The organism is Rhizobium sp. 62_C5_N11_2 (assembly GCF_051811185.1).
Classification (GTDB): domain Bacteria; phylum Pseudomonadota; class Alphaproteobacteria; order Rhizobiales; family Rhizobiaceae; genus Rhizobium; species Rhizobium leguminosarum.
In genome coordinates this window covers 2807121-2825066 of the sequence record NZ_JBPWPW010000001.1, presented here as the reverse complement: position 1 = coordinate 2825066, position 17946 = coordinate 2807121, and the positions used below count along the sequence as shown (strand labels likewise).

Genomic DNA, 17946 nt, shown 5'->3' with positions numbered 1-17946 from the left:
TCAGAATTCTTCCCAGTTGTCCCCGACGGGAGAAGCGATGACTTTGGCGGCAGTGCCGCCGTTGAATGCGACCGCGATTTTACCGATCAGGCTGCGCGCGGGTGATTGTCTCGAATGCGAGGCGGCAGGTCCCTCTCGCGGCGTTTGCCGGGCGCTCATGCCCTCGCCAGTCTTGAACTGCATGACCAGTTGCATCAGGTTTGCGGCGTCGATGCCGAGCCTATGGTCTACGGCGTTCGTCTGCGTGACCTGATCCATCTGGCTGATGGATGTATTGATTTCGTTCAGTCCCACGGATTGTTCGCGCGCAGAGGTTACGATTGATTTAACATGTTCATGGATGCGCAAAACATCTTCGCCGATCTGGCGAAGCGCTTCGTACCAGCCGGCGCCGATCATTGTTCCGAAACCTGGAAACGCCGCGCCGTCGAGCGTCGAAAGCCGCTGGCTGGCCGACAGGCTCTTGCGCGCCGCTGAGTTGGTCACGAAATACCCCTTCCGAAAACCGCTCGGATTCGTGTTTGTCTTCCCTCATGCGGAGTCCGGGGTTTTCGCCACGCGGCAGACATCATGTCAGAACGGCAGAAGAGCGCCGCACGCGATTGCTAATATAGATACAACGACTTAAGCCTTTGCTAACGATATCTATCTCGAAACTGCTTGTTCGGCTGAGAACACATCATCAAAACGTGTTGCTTTCGATTTTTAGCCGATCCGACCGAGGGCACGGCGTCGTCTCCGGTGAGACAATCGATCGCGGGTTAGAAAACATATTGTTGAATTGCGCCCGTTCGGTCGAGACTATAATCACGCGGGGCAAGGGGCGGGCGGTACATATCCGCCTGGATCGAGGATCATGCCAATGAAGACATTCCGCATCGCCGTCTGGATCGGTGTCCTGATACTTGCCGGGTTTCTTGGCGGGTTCACGTACTATCTCAACAGATCGGGGAATGTGGTGGCGGAGGCTCCCTTCGGCGTTCCCTTCACCCTGGTCTCCCAAAGCGGGCAGCCGATCACCGAGCAGGCGCTGCGCGGCAAGCCGACGGCGCTGTTTTTCGGCTTCACCCATTGCCCGGAAGTATGCCCGACGACGCTTTTCGAGCTGAACGGCTGGATGGAGAAGGTCGATCCGAAGGGCGACAAGCTGCAGGCCTATTTCGTGACCGTCGATCCGGAGCGCGACACGCCCGAGATCATGAACGAATACGTCTCCAACGTTTCCAAGCGCATCACCGGCATTTCCGGCGCGCCTGACAAGATCGCCGAGGTTATCAAGGGGTTCCGCGTCTACGCCAAGAAGGTGCCAGTCGACGAGAAGGATCCGAACGGCGACTATACGATGGATCACACCGCTTCGGTCTTCTTGCTCGATTCGGCCGGGCGCTTTTCCGGAACGATCGCCTATGGCGAAAACCCGGACACGGCGGTAAAGAAGCTGGAGAATCTCGTCAGCAAGGGGTGATGGTTTCAGCGTGATGGGGCGTTGGCTCGACCGATGGCGGGCAACGGAAACGGGAAAGACCGCCTATCGTGAGTGAAATCCGCCTTTACGTGACGACGACCGAAAGCAAGGCCGAACAGATCCTCGACCTTCTGAGTGCGGTCTTCGGTGAAGAAGACTTTGCCATCGGCACCACCGAGATCGATGAGAAGAAGGATATCTGGGAAGCCTCGATCTATATGATGGCCGAGGACGAGGCGGAGGTGCATTCCCGCGTCGAGGAGGCATTGAGGACCTCTTTCCCTGATGCCCGGTTGCAGCGGGAAGTCATCCCGGATGTCGACTGGGTGGTGAAATCGCTGGAGGGACTGAAGCCCGTCAGGGCAGGGCGCTTCCTGGTGCATGGTTCGCATGACCGCGACAAGATTCGCTCCGGCGACATCGCCATCGAGATCGATGCCGGCCAGGCCTTCGGTACCGGTCATCACGGCACGACGGCGGGCTGCCTCGAGGTGATCGATGCCGTGGTGCGCTCGCGCCCGGTCCGCAACGCGCTCGATCTCGGCACCGGCAGCGGCGTGCTGGCGATTGCGGTGCGCAAGCTCAGGAACATACCAGTGCTTGCGACCGACATCGATCCGATCGCGACGAAGGTGGCGGCCGAAAACGTGCGCCGCAACGGCATTGCCTCGGGCATCGTCACCAGGACCGCGCCGGGCTTTCATTCGACGGCCTTTTCCGAGCACGGTCCCTTCGATCTCATCATCGCCAACATTCTCGCCCGGCCGCTGATCCGCATGGCACCGAAGCTTGCGGCGCATCTTGCGCCTGGCGGATCGGTCATTCTCTCCGGCATCCTTGCCGGGCAACGCTGGAAGGTGATCGCCGCCTATAGCGGCGCGAGGCTTCGCCATGTCAGAACCATCTGGCGCAACGGCTGGGTGACCATCCACTTCGACCGACCCTAATGCGCGTCGCATAGAATTTGATTCATGCGACGCGGTTAGATCCTTGTTTTTATGCAATGTCGTCATCCCCAAACTGCTGCACGGTTTGGGCATGCGTCGCATCCGGAAACGGCAAAAGAAAAAGGCGGTGCCGATGGCACCGCCTTGGACCGGTCTATCCGGTCAATGCCCGCGAGCTCAAGGGGAGGAGCGCTCGAGCGGGCTCTACTGCATTCCAATAGGCCGGTCCGGGAGGGAGGAGACGGACTGGCTTCCAGGCTTAGAACGCGTAGCTGAGGGCACCCTTGTGGCGCGTGGCCCGCTGGCCGGCGCCGAGCAGCTTGAGGCTGTCCTCGTTCTGCGGGCGGCGGGCGCCGATCACGTGACGCACGGTCTGGCGTTCGCCAGCCTGCACCGGGCTGCTATATGCGAAGCGCGAGAGAGAGGCGGTCATTTCAAGAATTCCTTTGTTTGCAGGTTCATCGCGAACCGTTCGATGACGCCTATATAGCTATTCTGAAATGCGGAGGCAGAGGGTTTCGCTCATGGGAGCCATGCGGCCAATGCATAAAGCGTGCCAAATTAACTTTTGGCGTCACAGTTCTGTCAAAATGTTGAGCGGCCCCAGAGGTTTCGACTCGTTTGGTCGCTTTTTCTCCCCATCGGTTGAAATTTCGCTAACATGGCCAGCATCCCATTAACCGGATTCGTCTCAATCATTCGGGTTTCCAGCATGTTCCAGTCTTTCGAGGTTACCTCCACGCCGCAATTCGGCAGGGATCGTGTATCGGCGCTGCGGGCCGGTTTCGATACGCTCGGCATCGACGCCTTCCTCGTGCCGCGCGCCGACGAGTTCAACGGCGAATATGTTCCTGCAGGTTCCGAGCGTCTCGCGTGGCTGACGGGCTTTACCGGTTCCGCAGGCATTGCGCTCATCCTGCGCACGCAGGCGATCGTCTTCGTCGACGGGCGCTATGTGACGCAGCTTGCCGAACAGGTCGACGGTTCGGTCTTTTCTGGCGGCGATCTCGTCAACGAGCCGCCGCATGTCTGGCTTGCGGCAAACGGCAGCAACGGCCTGCGGCTCGGCATCGACCCCTGGCTGCATGCGGGTGCCGAGGTGCGCCGGCTGGAAAGAGCCCTTTCGCAGATCGGCGGCACGCTGGTCTTCCTGCCGCACAATCCGCTCGACAGGCTTTGGAGCGACCGGCCGGCCGAGCCGCTCGGCGCGGTCAGCATCCAGAACGTCGCGCAGGCCGGCGTGCTGGCGAGAGAGAAGATCGCGACGATCGCCGCCGATCTTTCGAAGAAGAATCTTGCGGCGGTGTTGATCGCCGATCCCTCTTCTGTCGCCTGGACCTTCAATATCCGCGGCGCCGACGTGCCGCACACGCCGCATCCGCTGGCGCGCGCCATCATCCATGCTGACGGCCGGGCCGAGATCTTCCTCGACAAGCGCAAGACCGGCATCGAGCCGGAGGCCTATCTCGCGCAGATCTGCACGCAGCTGCCGCCCTCGGCGCTGGAGGAGAGGTTGGCTGCCGTTTCGAGGGATGGCGGCCGCGTGCTGATCGACCCTGATGTCGCCTCCTATGCGCTGGCGGAGATCATCCGCAAGGCGGGCGGCGAAGTGGTGGAGGGCGCCGATCCCGCCAAGTTGCCGCGCGCAGTGAAGAATGACGTCGAGATCAACGGCTCGGCCGCCGCGCATCTGCAGGACGGTGCGGCGATGGTGGAGTTCCTCTATTGGCTGTCGCAGACAAAACCCGGCACGGTCAGCGAGATCGCTGCTGCCGAGCATCTCGAAGCGGCGCGCGCCCGCGTCGGCCAGAGCATGCAGAACCCGCTGAAGGACATTTCCTTCGACACGATTTCGGGAGCCGGCGAACATGCGGCGATCATGCATTACCGTGTGACGACCGAGACCAACCGGATGATCGAGGCCGGCGAACTGTTCCTGATCGATTCCGGCGCGCAATATATCAACGGTACGACCGACATCACCCGCACCGTCGGCATCGGCGCGGTGGCGGAAGAGCATCGGCGCTTCTTCACGCTGGTGCTGAAAGGGATGATAGACATCAGCACCGCGCGTTTCCCTAAGGGCACGCGCGGCTGCGATCTCGATCCGCTGGCGCGCATCGCGCTGTGGCGGGCCGGCGCCGATTTCGCTCACGGCACAGGCCACGGCGTCGGCTCCTATCTTTCGGTGCATGAGGGGCCGCAGCGCATCTCCAGGCTTTCGACGCAGGAACTGCTGCCCGGCATGATCCTTTCAAACGAGCCGGGCTATTACCGGCCCGGCAGCTTCGGCATCCGCATCGAGAACCTGATCTACGTGCGCGGGGCCGAAGAGATCGAGGGCGGCGATGCGCCTATGCTCGGATTCGAGACGCTGACTTTCTGCCCGATCGACCGCAGCCTCGTCATTCCCGAGCTGCTGACCCATGACGAACTGCACTGGTTCAACGACTATCATCGCCGCACCTGCGAGGCGCTGATGCCGCTCATCCATGATCACAATGTCAGGGCGTGGCTCGAAAACGCGACGCTGCCGCTGGAATACTAAGCTGGAATACTAAGATGTCTCGGCGCCGGCCCCGGGCCGGTGCTCAGAACCCGCCGGCATGGCGCCAGATCATCACGACGATCCAGGCGGCGACCAGCATCCATGTGTGGGTGAAGCGCAAGCCGATGAAGAGGGCGACGATCAGCGCCAGCTTCGATTCCCAGCCGCCGATGAAGAAGGCGGGTGCAACCAGCGTCGTCAGCACGGCGGCCGGCACGGCATTCAGCGCCGCCTCCATGCGCGGCGGAATGCTCTTCATGCGGGTGATGAGGATATATCCGCCGATTCGGGTGGCGAAGGTGGCAGCTGCTGCGGCGAGGATGACGAGCGCCATGTGAAGATCGAATTCCATGGCTCAGACCTCGTGCACTTCGGATTGAAGGGCGTCGGCTTCGAGATCAGGCTCTTGCTGCGGCAAAGGCAGCACGGCGGCGAGCACGATGCCGACGGCGGCGCCGAGGCTGACATGCCAGGGCGAGCCGACATAGCGGTAGGCGAGCACGGAAGCCACCGCGCTGACGAGCGCCACCGGTAGGAAATTGTCTCGCTTGCGGAAGCCGAGGACGATGCCAAGGAAATAAGCCGGCAGCAGGATGTCGAGGCCGATGGCCTTGGGATCGCCAATGAAGCCGCCGAGCATGCCGCCGGCGACGCTGATCAGCACCCAGGGGACGTAGATGATGATGGCGAAGCCGAAATACCAGGCGAAGGTGAGTTGCCGGCCGGCCTCGCCGCGCTTGACCGCTTCGGCGAATTGCGGATCGACGAGCAGGAAAAAGGTGAAGAATTTCTGCACCGGCGTGAAATGGCCGATGTAGCGCGCCAGGGCCGCCGAATAGAGCACGTGGCGGAAATTGACGGCGAGGATCGACAGCACGATCAGCCAGGCGTGGACATTGTGACCGAAGAGTTCGATACCGACCATCTGGCTAGCGCCGGCGTAGACGGTGGCGCTCATGAAGGCGGTTTCGGAGAGCGACAAGCCGTTTTCGACCGCAAGCGCTCCGAAGAGAGCGCCAAAGGGCGCGGATGCCAGCGCAACGGCGGAGCCACCCCGCAAACCTTCAACAAAGTCGGCGCGATTCATGCGATCTTGTCCAGTTGGAATACAAGTTTTCCCTTATGGTCTATGGCTTGCAACAGCAATTGAATTTCCTTGATTGACCAATCGATTTTGCTGAACCATCAAAGTCCCGATCGCATTCGGCAAAGAGGCAATGATGAAGAAGATCGAATTTTCGAAGGAGACGAAGGCGACGATCGTTGCCAGCATTCGCCGCTATTTCGAGGCCGAGCTCGACCAGCCGATCGGCGTGCTGCAGGCGGAATTCCTGCTCGATTTCTTCGCGGACGAGATCGGCGCCCATTATTACAACCAGGGCCTTCGTGATGCGCATGCGGCGCTTCTGAGGAAGATGGAGGACCTGGCCGAGGACATCTATGTGCTGGAGCGAGACGACAAGAGCAAAGGCACTGCTGCATAGTTTTAAGGCGTTCCTTGCGCATTTGAAGGGACGCGCGGCGCTGCAGCCGATAACGGGACGCGGCGGCGCCGCGCCCCGCAAAGATTGCGGAAGGCAGAAGGCGTCAGCCCTCGCGCTTCATCCTCTCCCGGCGGGCGATTTCGGCCTCGGAGGGCTGCGCCAGTTCGAACGTGCCTGTCTTGATTGCGCCAGCACGCTCGTAGATGCTCATGATGACGCCTGTCGTCGATACCGTGTTGGCGGTGAGCTTCAGCGCCTCCGGCTTGGCGCCTTGACCGAACAGGCGTTTGCCCGGGCCAAGCACGAGCGGGAAAGTCAGAAGCCGCAACTCGTCGATCAGGTCATGCGCCAACAGGGTCTGCAACAGGCCGCTGCTGCCCTGTGTCAGGAGGACGGGGCCATCCAGCTGCTTCAACCGGGCGATTTCGGCAGCTGCATCGCCGCGCAGGGCGACGGAATTTGCCCAGGTGAGCGGCTCTGCGGAAGTGGTCGCGACATATTTGGTCACGGCGTTGAAGACTTTGCCGATCGGATCGTCTTTCCCGACGAAGGGCCAGTGCGCGGCGAAGATTTCGTAGGTCTTGCGGCCGAGCAGCAGTTCGAAGGGATCGGTAAAGATCCCGCCCATGAACTGGCCCATCGGCTCGTCCCAATAGTTGACGGTCCAGCCGCCCTGAGTGAAGCCGCCGGTCGGATCCTCCCGCGGCCCACCGGGCGCCTGCATGACGCCGTCCAAACTCACGAAGGCGGCAGCAACTAACTTTCTCATCTCTCAACTCCCATTGTTGGTGCGTTCAGAGCCAAGGACGGATTGACTTGCACCGATCCGACATTCGATGCGATTTTTTCGGGCGTTATCCGAGCTAAACTAGCCGGCTAGGACCTTGGCGCTGTCGATGATCGCGATGCCATGCGCCTGCATTTCCTCGATGGCGGCGGCGACGCCTTCGGGGGTGATGCCGCGGCTTGCATCCTTGATGAAGCGCACGCGGACACCAGGCATCATCTCCAGCGCGTCGAGCGCAGAGAATTTGACGCAATAGTCGGTTGCCAGTCCGCAGACGTCTAGGTCGGTGACGCCCTGGTCCTCGAGGAAATCGGAAAGGCCGGTCGAGGCGTCGCGGTCATTGTCGCGGAAGGCCGAATAGCTGTCGATATAGGGATTCTCGCCCTTCTGCTGGATCAGGTCGATCTCTTCGGATTTGAGCTCGGGATGCAGTTCGGCATCAAGCGTACCCTGAATACAGTGGTCGGGCCACATCATCTGCGGTTTGCCCGACAGTTCCCCCATCTCGAAGGGGGCGGCACCCGGATGGGCGGAGGCAAAGCTGCCATGGCCAGACGGATGCCAGTCCTGCGAGGCGACGATCAAATCGTATTTGCCGCTATCGATCAGTCTGTTTGCGACGGGAACCACATTGTCGCCCTCCGGCACCGGCAGATTGCCACCCGGACAGAAGCCGTTCTGAATATCGACGAGCAGCAGCGCTTTCATCAAGGCCAATCCCTTCGCTTTATTGCAGTGCAAGACGCCAAGCACACTGAATGGATCAACTAGTGGATTTCCAGGCGCGGACGCGCAAGTGTTAATTCTGGCACTAGCGGTAGTAAGTCGTCGAAACAGAATGCTCTAATGCAATCATTGCGTTAGTTGGCGGCGGTTCTCGTGTTGAAATGGAGCGGAGGGATGGGGACGGCTCGTGCATGATTTCCGGATCGCAGCCCGCGACGGTGGCAATTGCCGGCAAATCGATCTGCCTGCGTAGGACGCCTTTGTGCGCATCGATGGATCGAGGCTCCCCCGGCAGAGCCCGGATCTTGGCCAGCTAGACGGCCGCCACGTCTTCGGCTGCGGAATCACCTGCTGCGGCGGAAGCGCCGTAGGTATTGCGGTAGGCCTGAAGGGCCGTCTGCATGTCGCTCAACACCTTGGTGAGGAGCGGATCGCTATCACCTGAAGTCTTGATGCTGTTCGGATCGGCGGCGAGGAATTCGGACTCGGTCAACTTGCCGTCGCCATTCGTATCCATCGCTGCGAAGACGCCCTTGGAATCGTCGTCGCTCTGATCGCTGCCGTCGCCCTGATCGTCGCTGCCGTCGGTCTTCTGCATGGACAGCATCAGCGACAGGATATCGGCGGTGATCTTCTTGACGATATCGGTGCTGCTGTCGTCGCTGTCGGTCGACGTCGAGGACGGCGAGGCGGCGGCCAACTCGTCCGCCGAAATGACACCGTCGCCATTCTTGTCGAGGCTGGAAAGTGGAGACTGGTACTGGGTCACTGTGCTGCCGAGAGATGAAACACTGGTCACTTGAACCTCCTTTGAAAAGTTCGTCGTGAAGCCTGCCTTTCATGGGCGGGCAGCCTTTGGGCTAAGCTGATTTGCGCAAAGCGTCAAAGCGACGTTTTGACAGGGTAGAAGTGCGATTGACGGCGCGGGGCGACGCACGTTAACCTTTCGGTTACCAAAACTGTCTCATTGGAATTATTGGCTTTTTTTGGCGACCCATGGGTTCTGGCGAGCGGAAGCACATGCGTGCGATAGCAGGAGATCGCGCCGGTGCGGCTTGCGGAAGGGGCGATGGGCGATATACCAGCTCTCCGCCGCTGCGGCATTTCGTCCGCCTTCTCGAAGCGCTACGCCAGGTCGATCTTGCTCCCTGCCGCGATTTCTGCCTTTCTTGCCTCAGCAGCAAGCCGGAGCGAAGCCATGTCCGAGCCCGATCCAGACGAAAAGATCGATGCGACGTTCCGCAACGGATCGCTGACGGCGGCCGGGATCATCCTCGGCTTCTCCCTTAATTTTATTAGTGTCTGGGTTTCCAATCCCAACGACTGGAGCCGCATCGATATTCCGCCGATGCTGTTTCTGACCATCGGCATCGCCGTCCAGGTGAAGGTCTTTGCCGATCTGCTCGCGCGCGATTCTCTCTTTGCCGTCAAATATGATCGGTCTCGCCGGCTCTTCCTGATTGGATTGGGAATCGTCGCCGCCGGAATCGGCATTGCCCTGATCAACGATATTCTCGGGCTCGGAAGGATGCGGATGCTCGGGTGAAGGTTTTCGCGCCGTGTTGATGCCAGGTCAAACGCGCTCGACGAACCCGTCCAAGACCCGCTTCTGTCCGGCCCGGTCGAATTCGATCGTCAGCTTGTTGCCTTCGATGCCGGTGATGTTGCCGTTGCCGAATTTCAGGTGGAACACGCGGTCGCCGAGCGTGAACCTCGACGGTTCCGATGAGGTCGATTTCGCCACCAGCTCGCCTTCGATGGTGCGCCCCTTGGGGCCGCTCTCGCCGTAGCCGATACGTTCGACGGCGTGGCCGGAGCGGGTGCCCCAATTGTCGCGCGTGGCATCGGTCTTGTTGGCCTGGGCGCGTTTCCAGCCGGGAGTGGAATAGGAGTTGGCGAAGGGTTCGGCCTTGTCGAAGCGGGACTGGCCGTAGCCGCCGCGACCGTAACCGCCGTAGCTCTGCTCCATTTCGGCGACCTCGACATGGGTTTCCGGCAGTTCGTCGAGGAAACGCGAGGGCAGGGTCGATTGCCAGAGGCCATGGATGCGGCGGTTGGAGACGAACCAGATGTGGCAGCGGTGCTTGGCGCGGGTGATGCCGACATAGGCGAGGCGGCGTTCCTCCTCCAGGCCGGCGCGGCCGCTCTCATCGAGCGAGCGCTGGTGCGGGAAGAGGCCTTCCTCCCAGCCGGGCAGGAAGACGGTGTCGAATTCCAGGCCCTTGGCCGAATGCAGCGTCATGATCGAGACGGCGTCGAGGTTCTCGTTGGTCTCGGCATCCATCACCAGCGAGACGTGTTCGAGGAAGCCGCGCATCGACTCGAAGCTTTCCATCGAGCGGATCAGTTCCTTGAGGTTCTCAAGGCGGCCGGGGGCTTCGGCACTCTTGTCGTTCTTCCACATGTCGGTATAGCCGGACTCTTCGAGGATCTGCTCGGCAAGTTCGGTATGCGGTGTGTTTTCAAGCAGTTCCTGCCATCGGCGGAAAGATTGAATCACGTCGAAGAGCGCCTTTCGCGCCTTCGGCTTCAGCTCGTCCGTCTCGATAATGTCGGCCGCCGCCGCAAGCATTGGTATATCGCGGGCGCGGGCATAGTCGTGCAGCGCACGTACCGTCGTGTCGCCGAGGCCGCGCTTCGGCGTGTTGATGATGCGTTCGAAGGCGAGGTCGTCGGAGGCTTGAGCGACCAGGCGAAAATAGGCCATGGCATCGCGGATTTCCAGGCGCTCGTAGAAGCGCGGGCCGCCGATGACACGGTAGTTGAGGCCGAGGGTGACGAAGCGGTCTTCGAATTCACGCATCTGGAAGGAGGCGCGCACGAGGATCGCCATGTCGTTCAGCAGATGTTTGCCGCGCTGGAGCTGCTCGATCTCCTCGCCGATGGCGCGGGCTTCCTCCTCCGAATCCCAGGAGGCGTGGACCTGCACCTTGACGTCATCGGGATCGGAGCGGTCGGTGAACAGCGTCTTGCCGAGGCGGCCCTCATTATGGGCGATCAGATGGGCAGCGGCGCCGAGGATATGTTCGGTCGAGCGGTAGTTGCGCTCGAGCTTGATCACCTTGGCGCCGGGGAAATCCTTTTCGAAGCGCAGGATATTGTCGACCTCCGCGCCGCGCCAGCCATAGATCGACTGATCGTCGTCGCCGACGCAGCAGACGTTCTGCGGCTCGCCCTTGGGGCGCTGGGCGAGAAGCCTGAGCCACATGTACTGAGCGGTGTTGGTGTCCTGATACTCGTCGACGAGGATATAGCGGAAGCGGCCGTGATATTCCTTCAAGAGATCCGGGTTCTTGCGGAAGATCGCGATCGGATGCATCAGCAGGTCGCCGAAGTCGCAGGCGTTCAGCGTCGTCAGGCGCGCCTGATAGGCAAAATAGAGATCGCGGCCGCGGCCATTGGCAAAGGCGCGGGCGTCGCCCTCGGGGATATCGGCGGGGCCGAGACCCTTGTTCTTCCAGGTGTCGATCATGCCGGCGAACTGCTTGGCCGGCCAGCGCTTGTCGTCGAGGCCTTCGGCCTGGATCAACTGCTTGATCAGGCGGACGACGTCGTCGGTATCGAGAATGGTGAAATCGGAGCGCAGGCCGACGAGCTCGCCGTGGCGGCGCAGAAGTTTGACGCCGATCGAGTGGAAGGTGCCGAGCCAGGGCATGCCTTCGACGGCGCCACCGACGAGCAGCGCGATGCGCTCCTTCATCTCGCGGGCCGCCTTGTTGGTGAAGGTGACGGCGAGGATCTGCGAGGGGAAGGCACGGCCGGTGTTGAGGATATGGGCAATGCGGGTCGTCAGTACGCGCGTCTTGCCGGTGCCGGCGCCGGCCAGCACGAGGACGGGGCCTTCCAACGTTTCGACGGCTTCGGTCTGCTCGGGGTTCAGCCCGGCGAGGTAATCCGGCCGCTTGCCACCGTCGCGAGCCGCCATGGCGCGCGCCGCGATGCCGCCGCCGGCGACGGGCGCCCTTTCGGCGGGTGCGGCAGGCGGCTGCGGCTTGCGCGCCATCTCGCCCGGCTCTTCGTCGAAGAAGGGCATATCGTCGAAACTATTGCTCATGGCGCGTAATGTAGTGATTCGGGAAGGAAAGACCAGAAAAGATGTTCTGCTTTCATTCCCGAGCCGCCGCTATTCCGGGCGGTAGGTTGCGGGCAGCAATGCCGCCGCAGAGCGCGGCCATGGTGGTCACGCGGGCGAGCGGGGCCAAAAAACGGTTCGCGGCCTGTCGGAACCGGCGCCGGTGGGGCGTCCTTAGGTCATCGGACAGCAGTCCGGATCGATACCGTCAACAAGGAGGTCGTTTCATGCCGAAGGTCGTTTCAAATCTCTGGTTCGCCGAGGAAGCACGCGAAGCCGTCGAATTCTATGTGTCTGTTATCCCGGATTCCAGGATCGGCCGCACCACCATTTTGCCGGCGGAAACGCCGAGCGGGCCTCCCGGCAGTGTCGAACTGATCGAGTTCACGCTCGCCGACCAGGCCTTCCTGGCGATGAAGGCCGGCCCGCTCGATAGCTTCAATCATTCCTTCTCGATCGCGATTCTTGTGGAAAGCCAGGCCGAGATCGATCGGATATGGGAGGCATTTCTCGCCAATGGCGGCACGCCGGAGGCCTGCGGATGGCTGAAGGACCGCTGGGGTCTTTCCTGGCAGATCGTGCCGCGCACGCTGTCCGAAATGATCGCCGACAGCAACCGCGAGCGGGCCAGGCGCGTAACCGAAGTGATGCTCGGCATGGTCAAGATCGATGTCGCCGCGCTGGAGAAGGCATTCAACGGCTGAGTCGCGCGGTTAGCGTATGATCACGATGATGGGCGCATAGTCGCGATGCGTCCGTTTCCATCATGTCTGAAGCGGATCGGCACACGCTGTCCTGCATCGACTTTGCGCAGATTGGCTGCCAACCGTCGATTTCTCCAGTGCTCGAATCACGGGCGACATTGCACACCTTTTTCATCTTTCTGTCACGTCGCGAAATGTGCTGATACCGCGATGGCACCCTTCTCCACTACAATAAGGAACAGTTTCGTAGAGTAAAAAAATAACCGGTGCATGCACGTTTTTGTGCATTGCCAGAAACAGCCGGTGAGCGTGGAATATACCTGCGAAACTATTGATTCTTAGGAATGTCGTGTCCATCTCCTTGGTATGACGACCTAGAGCCTGTGGCATTAACCTTGAATGGAGGGCCCATGCTGAGTGAATCCGTATTTGATGCGTTCACCCGCACCTATGATGCGCGTCGCGAAACCGATATGTCGATCGCGGAGTATCTCGACCTTTGCAAAAAGGAACCGCTTGCCTATGCCAATGCGACCGAGCGCCTGCTCGCCGCGATAGGCGAACCGCAGATGGTCGACACCGCCAGGGACACGCGCCTCGGTCGGATATTCATGAACCGGACCATCCGGATCTATCCGGCCTTTGTCGGCTTCCACGGCATGGAAGAGACAATCGAACGCATCGTTTCCTTCTTCCGGCACGCGGCGCAGGGGCTCGAGGAGCGCAAGCAGATCCTTTATCTGCTCGGCCCGGTCGGCGGCGGCAAGTCATCGCTGGCCGAGCGGCTGAAGCTGCTGATGGAGCTTCATCCGATCTACGTGCTGAAGGCGGGTGACGAGATCAGCCCCGTTTTCGAAAGTCCGCTCAACCTGTTCGACCCGGACACGATGGGATCGCTCCTGCAGGAGCAATACGGCATTCCGCTGCGACGCCTGAGCGGACTGATGAGCCCGTGGTGCCTGAAGCGGCTCGATGATTTTGGGGGTGATATTTCCCGCTTCCGTGTCGTCAGGGTACAGCCTTCGCGGCTGCGCCAGATCGCTATCGCCAAGACCGAGCCTGGAGACGAGAACAATCAGGATATCTCGTCACTGGTCGGCAAGGTCGATATCCGCAAGCTGGAGACCTATTCCCAGAACGATCCCGATGCCTACAGCTATTCGGGCGGCCTCAACCGCGCCAATCAGGGCGTGCTCGAATTCGTCGAGATGTTCAAGGCGCCGATCAAGATGCTGCATCCGCTGCTGACGGCGACGCAGGAGGGGAACTATATCGGCTCCGAGAATATCGGCGCCATACCCTTCTCCGGCATCGTCCTTGCGCATTCGAACGAAGCGGAATGGCAAACCTTCAAGGCCAACAAGAACAACGAGGCCTTCATCGACCGTATTTGCGTGATCAAGGTGCCCTATTGCCTGCGCGTCACGGAAGAGCAGAAGATCTACGAAAAGCTGATCGAGGGATCGGAACTGGCCGATGCGCCATGCGCCCCCGCGACGCTCGAAATGCTGGCCCGCTTCTCCGTGCTTTCGCGTCTGCGTAAACATGAGAATTCGACGTACTTCTCGAAGATGCGTACCTATGACGGCGAGAGCCTGAAGGAGACGGATCCGCGCGCCCGCAGTGTCCAGGAATATCGGGATGCCGCCGGCATCGACGAAGGCATGGACGGCATATCGACCCGCTTCGCCTTCAAGGTGCTCGCCTCCACCTTCAATCACGACACCACGGATATTGGCGCCGATCCGGTTCATCTGATGTATGTGCTGGAGCAGTCGATCCGCCGCGAGCAGTTTTCCGACGATGTCGAGAAGCGCTATCTGGAGTTCATCAAGGCCGATCTTGCACCACGTTACGCAGAGTTCATTGGCAATGAGATTCAGAAGGCCTATCTTGAGTCCTATGCGGATTACGGGCAGAATCTGTTCGACCGCTACGTGGATTATGCCGATGCCTGGATCGAAGACGTGGACTTCAAGGATCCCGATACCGGCCAGCTTCTCGATCGCGAGCTCCTCAACCAGGAACTGACGAAAATCGAAAAGCCGGCGGGAATCGCCAATCCGAAGGATTTCCGCAACGAAATCGTCAAGTTCTGCTTGAGATCGCGGGCAGCCAACGGCGGAAAGAATCCGTCATGGACGAGCTACGAGAAGATCCGGGAAGTCATCGAGAAGCGAATGTTCTCGCAGGTCGAGGATCTTTTGCCGGTCATTTCCTTCGGTTCGAAGAAGGATTCGGAAACAGAAAAGAAACACAGCGAGTTCGTCTCGCGCATGGCTGCGCGGGGCTACACGGAGAGGCAGGTTCGGCGCCTCGTCGAATGGTACATGCGCGTCAAACAGGCAAGTTAATGTGGAGCCAATATGCACATTGTCGACCGTCGGCTAAATCCGCGCGGTAAAAGTCTGGAAAATCGGCAACGGTTTCTTCGGCGCATGAAAGGCGCCGTGCAGCAGGCGGTAAAGCGTTCTCTGCAAAACCGGAACATTCGCGATGTGCTCGACGGCGGTGAGATCAGCCTGCCGATCGATGGAATGGCCGAACCGAGCCTTCGAAGGGGCGACGGCGGCGTCGCCGATCACATCCTGCCGGGAAACAGGGCATTCGTCGAAGGCGATATCATTCCACGGCCGCCGGGTAGGAAGGGTGGAAAACCAAAAGATGCAGGCGAAGGCGATGGCGAGGACGGCTTCCGTTTCGTGCTGACGCGCGAGGAATTCCTCGATGTGTTTCTGGATGACCTGGAACTGCCCGACCTTGCCAAGCGGCGTCTGACCGAAACCGAGGAGGAAACTCCGTCGCGGGCCGGCTATTCCGTATCGGGATCGCCGTCCAACATCGCCGTCGGTCGCACGACGAGGCTCGCGATGATGCGCCGCGTCGCGCTTCACCGTCCGCGTCGCGAAGAGATCGAAGCCCTGCAGCGACAGATCGAGGAATGCGAGGACGACGAAAGCCGCCTGACGCTTGAGGCAAAACTCAAATCCCTGACGGAAAAAAGCCGGCGCATTCCCTATATCGATCCGCTCGACGTGCGGTATCGCCGCTTCGAAAACGAGCCGAAGCCTGTGGCGAAGGCCGTGATGTTCTGCCTGATGGACGTCTCAGGCTCCATGTCGGAACACATGAAGGACCTTGCGAAGCGGTTCTACCTGCTGCTCTACCTTTTCCTGTCGAAGCGATACAAGAAAGTGGAGATCGTCTTCATCCGTCATACCGACAAGGCCGAGGAGGTCGACGAGGAAACCTTCTTCTATGGTCCGGCGACGGGCGGGACGCTGGTATCCAGCGCCCTTGCGGCAATGCGCGGGATCATCGCGGCGCGTTTCGATCCGGCAGAGTGGAATATCTACGGCGCCCAGGCTTCGGACGGTGACAACGCCCATTCGGACGGAAACCTGACCGGGCAACTGCTGCGCGAGATTTTGCCGCTGTGCCAGTATTTCGCCTATATCGAGGTCGGCGAAGAGGGCGGCGACTCCTCAATATCCCGTTCACCGCTTTGGATGCTCTATGACGGGATCCGTTCCGAGCTATCGCTTTCGATGCGCAAGGTCTGCCGGCGGAGCGAAATATTCCCTGTTTTCCACGATCTCTTCCAGAAACGTGACGCACAGTCGAGGGTGACGCCATGACCACGACGATGAGACCAAGAGAGCGGCTTTTGTTCCAGGGAGCCGACTGGGATTTCGCAACGCTCCAGCGCATCCACGACGCCTGCGAGGAGATCGCGCTTAACGAACTCGGCCTCGATGTCTATCCGAACCAGATCGAAGTCATCACCTCGGAGCAGATGCTCGATGCCTATTCCTCCACCGGCATGCCGCTCTTTTACCGCCATTGGTCTTTCGGCAAGCACTTCGCGCATCACGAAACCTTCTACCGCCGCGGGATGCGCGACCTTGCCTATGAGATCGTCATCAACAGCTCTCCATGCATCTCCTACCTGATGGAAGAGAACACGGCGACGATGCAGACGCTCGTCACCGCGCATGCGGCCTTCGGCCACAACCACTTCTTCAAGAACAACTATCTCTTCAAGCTCTGGACCGATGCGGAGGGTATCCTCGATTACCTCGATTTCGCCAAGGGTTATATCACCCGCTGTGAGGAGCGTTACGGCGAGACGGCGGTCGAGCGTACGCTCGACGCAGCCCATGCGCTGATGTCGCACGGCGTACATCGATACGCGGGCAAGACCACCATCGATCTTCGCCAGGAGGAGAAGCGGCAGCAGGAGCGCCGCGCCCACGAGGAGCAGATGTTCAACGACCTATGGCGCACGGTTCCGGTCGGCAAGGCCCGGAAGGCGGGTGACATCGGCCTGGAAAAGCGCCGCGCCGCCCTCGGTCTTCCGCAGGACAACATCCTTTACTTCCTTGAAAAATCGGCGCCGCGGCTGCAGCCGTGGCAGCGCGAGATCCTCCGCATCGTCCGCCACGTCGCGCAATATTTCCATCCCCAGCGGCAGACCAAGGTGATGAACGAGGGAACCGCCACTTTCGTCCACTACCAGATCATGAACCGGCTTCACGAGCGGGGGCAGATCAGCGACGGAAACTTCCTCGAATTCCTGAAGTCGCACGCCAACGTCGTGTTCCAGCCGAGCTACGACGACCGGCGGTTCTCGGGCTTCAACCCCTATGCGCTTGGTTTTGCGATGATGCAGGATATCGAGCGGATCGTCACGAAGCCGACGGAAGAGGACCGCACATGGTTTTCCGATATCGCTGGACGAGGCGATGCGATGGCGGTCCTGCGCGACATCTGGGCCAATTACCGGGACGAGAGCTTTATCAGCCAGTTTCTGAGCCCGAACCTGATCCGGCAGTTGCGGCTGTTCCATCTCTACGACGATCCTGAACAGACCGAGGGAGTGCTGGTTTCGGCGATCCATAATGAGCGTGGATACTTGCGCATCCGCCGCCAGCTCTCCCGCGAATATGATATCGGCTGGACAGATCCGGCAATCGATATCGTCGATGTCGATCTCGCCGGCGACCGCCGGCTGTTGCTGCAACACATCATGATGAATGGCTGCTATCTTCAGGAAAATGACACGAAGCTCGTCCTGCAGCATCTCGCCGATCTCTGGGGCTATGACGTATTGCTTCAGGAAATCGACAGTTCCAGCGCGGTGGCGAGAGAACACACGGCGAGCCCGCGCAAGATCGTTCAATAATCACCCGTTGTGCTGACGGGCGATAACG

Annotated in this window: 16 protein-coding genes and 1 pseudogene; 9 read left to right on the top strand and 8 right to left on the bottom strand. The window is 60.4% G+C overall.

The window, feature by feature from the left end; all coding sequences use genetic code 11:
• A pseudogene (locus tag AB8B31_RS14250) lies at positions 1-378 on the bottom strand (methyl-accepting chemotaxis protein); the annotation flags it as partial.
• 484 nt (positions 379-862) lie between these two features.
• Between AB8B31_RS14250 and AB8B31_RS14245 the strand changes: the two are divergent.
• Entirely contained in the window at positions 863-1465 is a 603-nt protein-coding gene (locus AB8B31_RS14245; protein WP_026188469.1) for an SCO family protein, read from the top strand.
• 68 nt (positions 1466-1533) lie between these two features.
• Positions 1534-2412, top strand: coding sequence for a 50S ribosomal protein L11 methyltransferase (locus tag AB8B31_RS14240; RefSeq protein WP_130652761.1), 879 nt, complete (start codon positions 1534-1536; stop codon positions 2410-2412).
• A 259-nt stretch (positions 2413-2671) separates the two neighbouring features.
• On the opposite strand, the gene AB8B31_RS14235 is transcribed toward AB8B31_RS14240, so the two are convergent.
• Positions 2672-2845 carry a hypothetical protein gene (locus tag AB8B31_RS14235; RefSeq protein ID WP_012758267.1) on the bottom strand — a complete coding sequence of 58 codons (174 nt, stop codon included), beginning with the start codon at positions 2843-2845 and terminating at the stop codon, positions 2672-2674.
• A gap of 279 nt (positions 2846-3124) precedes the next feature.
• Between AB8B31_RS14235 and AB8B31_RS14230 the strand changes: the two genes are divergently transcribed.
• Positions 3125-4960 carry an aminopeptidase P family protein gene (locus AB8B31_RS14230; RefSeq protein ID WP_130652760.1) on the top strand — a complete coding sequence of 612 codons (1836 nt, stop codon included), beginning with the start codon at positions 3125-3127 and terminating at the stop codon, positions 4958-4960.
• Positions 4961-5003: 43 nt separating this feature from the next.
• Here AB8B31_RS14230 and AB8B31_RS14225 read toward each other — a convergent pair whose 3' ends face one another.
• Positions 5004-5312, bottom strand: a complete 309-nt coding sequence (locus AB8B31_RS14225) for an AzlD family protein (protein ID WP_018242840.1) — start codon at positions 5310-5312, stop codon at positions 5004-5006.
• Positions 5313-5315: 3 nt separating this feature from the next.
• Positions 5316-6047, bottom strand: coding sequence for an AzlC family ABC transporter permease (locus tag AB8B31_RS14220; protein WP_018242839.1), 732 nt, complete (start codon positions 6045-6047; stop codon positions 5316-5318).
• 133 nt (positions 6048-6180) lie between these two features.
• On the opposite strand from AB8B31_RS14220, the gene AB8B31_RS14215 reads away from it, so the two are divergent.
• Positions 6181-6444 carry a DUF2164 domain-containing protein gene (locus tag AB8B31_RS14215; protein WP_131703018.1) on the top strand — a complete coding sequence of 88 codons (264 nt, stop codon included), beginning with the start codon at positions 6181-6183 and terminating at the stop codon, positions 6442-6444.
• Positions 6445-6547: 103 nt separating this feature from the next.
• Here the strand turns inward: AB8B31_RS14215 and AB8B31_RS14210 are convergent, their stop codons facing one another.
• The 3 genes from AB8B31_RS14210 to AB8B31_RS14200 form a co-directional block, all read right to left on the bottom strand.
• Positions 6548-7213 (bottom strand): dihydrofolate reductase family protein, encoded by a 666-nt coding sequence (locus tag AB8B31_RS14210; RefSeq protein ID WP_130652758.1) that lies wholly within the window; start codon positions 7211-7213, stop codon positions 6548-6550.
• Positions 7214-7312: 99 nt separating this feature from the next.
• On the bottom strand, positions 7313-7939 hold the full coding sequence (gene pncA / locus AB8B31_RS14205) for a bifunctional nicotinamidase/pyrazinamidase (RefSeq protein ID WP_130652757.1): 627 nt from the start codon (positions 7937-7939) through the stop codon (positions 7313-7315).
• A 331-nt stretch (positions 7940-8270) separates the two neighbouring features.
• Positions 8271-8756 (bottom strand): EF-hand domain-containing protein, encoded by a 486-nt coding sequence (locus tag AB8B31_RS14200; RefSeq protein ID WP_130652756.1) that lies wholly within the window; start codon positions 8754-8756, stop codon positions 8271-8273.
• 399 nt (positions 8757-9155) lie between these two features.
• On the opposite strand from AB8B31_RS14200, the gene AB8B31_RS14195 reads away from it, so the two are divergent.
• Positions 9156-9503: a hypothetical protein gene (locus tag AB8B31_RS14195; RefSeq protein WP_026188466.1), complete on the top strand. Its 348-nt coding sequence runs from the start codon at positions 9156-9158 to the stop codon at positions 9501-9503.
• A 27-nt stretch (positions 9504-9530) separates the two neighbouring features.
• Here AB8B31_RS14195 and AB8B31_RS14190 read toward each other — a convergent pair whose 3' ends face one another.
• Positions 9531-12011, bottom strand: coding sequence for an ATP-dependent helicase (locus AB8B31_RS14190; protein WP_018242833.1), 2481 nt, complete (start codon positions 12009-12011; stop codon positions 9531-9533).
• A gap of 245 nt (positions 12012-12256) precedes the next feature.
• Here AB8B31_RS14190 and AB8B31_RS14185 point away from each other — a divergent pair, with 245 nt between their 5' ends.
• The 4 genes from AB8B31_RS14185 (at position 12257) to AB8B31_RS14170 (ending at position 17918) form a co-directional block, all read left to right on the top strand.
• The gene (locus tag AB8B31_RS14185) at positions 12257-12733 is read left to right on the top strand and encodes a VOC family protein (RefSeq protein WP_439007458.1); all 477 of its coding nucleotides are present in this window, start codon (positions 12257-12259) and stop codon (positions 12731-12733) included.
• A 410-nt stretch (positions 12734-13143) separates the two neighbouring features.
• Positions 13144-15087 carry a PrkA family serine protein kinase gene (locus AB8B31_RS14180; protein ID WP_018242831.1) on the top strand — a complete coding sequence of 648 codons (1944 nt, stop codon included), beginning with the start codon at positions 13144-13146 and terminating at the stop codon, positions 15085-15087.
• Between the two features lie 12 nt (positions 15088-15099).
• Positions 15100-16371 carry a YeaH/YhbH family protein gene (locus tag AB8B31_RS14175; RefSeq protein WP_018242830.1) on the top strand — a complete coding sequence of 424 codons (1272 nt, stop codon included), beginning with the start codon at positions 15100-15102 and terminating at the stop codon, positions 16369-16371.
• On the top strand, positions 16368-17918 hold the full coding sequence (locus AB8B31_RS14170; RefSeq protein WP_112904118.1) for a SpoVR family protein: 1551 nt from the start codon (positions 16368-16370) through the stop codon (positions 17916-17918). The genes AB8B31_RS14175 and AB8B31_RS14170 overlap by 4 nt, the downstream gene beginning before the upstream one ends.
• Positions 17919-17946: the final 28 nt, after the last annotated feature.

What these genes read in the sequence shown, in the direction of transcription:
- AB8B31_RS14220 (WP_018242839.1), bottom strand. Translation starts at nt 6,047, where the DNA reads ATGAATCGCGCCGACTTTGTTGAAGGTTTGCGGGGTGGCTCCGCCGTT.
- AB8B31_RS14170 (WP_112904118.1), top strand. Translation starts at nt 16,368, where the DNA reads ATGACCACGACGATGAGACCAAGAGAGCGGCTTTTGTTCCAGGGAGCC.
- AB8B31_RS14215 (WP_131703018.1), top strand. Translation starts at nt 6,181, where the DNA reads ATGAAGAAGATCGAATTTTCGAAGGAGACGAAGGCGACGATCGTTGCC.
- AB8B31_RS14225 (WP_018242840.1), bottom strand. Translation starts at nt 5,312, where the DNA reads ATGGAATTCGATCTTCACATGGCGCTCGTCATCCTCGCCGCAGCAGCT.
- AB8B31_RS14230 (WP_130652760.1), top strand. Translation starts at nt 3,125, where the DNA reads ATGTTCCAGTCTTTCGAGGTTACCTCCACGCCGCAATTCGGCAGGGAT.
- AB8B31_RS14190 (WP_018242833.1), bottom strand. Translation starts at nt 12,011, where the DNA reads ATGAGCAATAGTTTCGACGATATGCCCTTCTTCGACGAAGAGCCGGGC.
- AB8B31_RS14235 (WP_012758267.1), bottom strand. Translation starts at nt 2,845, where the DNA reads ATGACCGCCTCTCTCTCGCGCTTCGCATATAGCAGCCCGGTGCAGGCT.
- AB8B31_RS14180 (WP_018242831.1), top strand. Translation starts at nt 13,144, where the DNA reads ATGCTGAGTGAATCCGTATTTGATGCGTTCACCCGCACCTATGATGCG.
- pncA (WP_130652757.1), bottom strand. Translation starts at nt 7,939, where the DNA reads ATGAAAGCGCTGCTGCTCGTCGATATTCAGAACGGCTTCTGTCCGGGT.
- AB8B31_RS14195 (WP_026188466.1), top strand. Translation starts at nt 9,156, where the DNA reads ATGTCCGAGCCCGATCCAGACGAAAAGATCGATGCGACGTTCCGCAAC.
- AB8B31_RS14175 (WP_018242830.1), top strand. Translation starts at nt 15,100, where the DNA reads ATGCACATTGTCGACCGTCGGCTAAATCCGCGCGGTAAAAGTCTGGAA.
- AB8B31_RS14210 (WP_130652758.1), bottom strand. Translation starts at nt 7,213, where the DNA reads ATGAGAAAGTTAGTTGCTGCCGCCTTCGTGAGTTTGGACGGCGTCATG.
- AB8B31_RS14185 (WP_439007458.1), top strand. Translation starts at nt 12,257, where the DNA reads ATGCCGAAGGTCGTTTCAAATCTCTGGTTCGCCGAGGAAGCACGCGAA.
- AB8B31_RS14245 (WP_026188469.1), top strand. Translation starts at nt 863, where the DNA reads ATGAAGACATTCCGCATCGCCGTCTGGATCGGTGTCCTGATACTTGCC.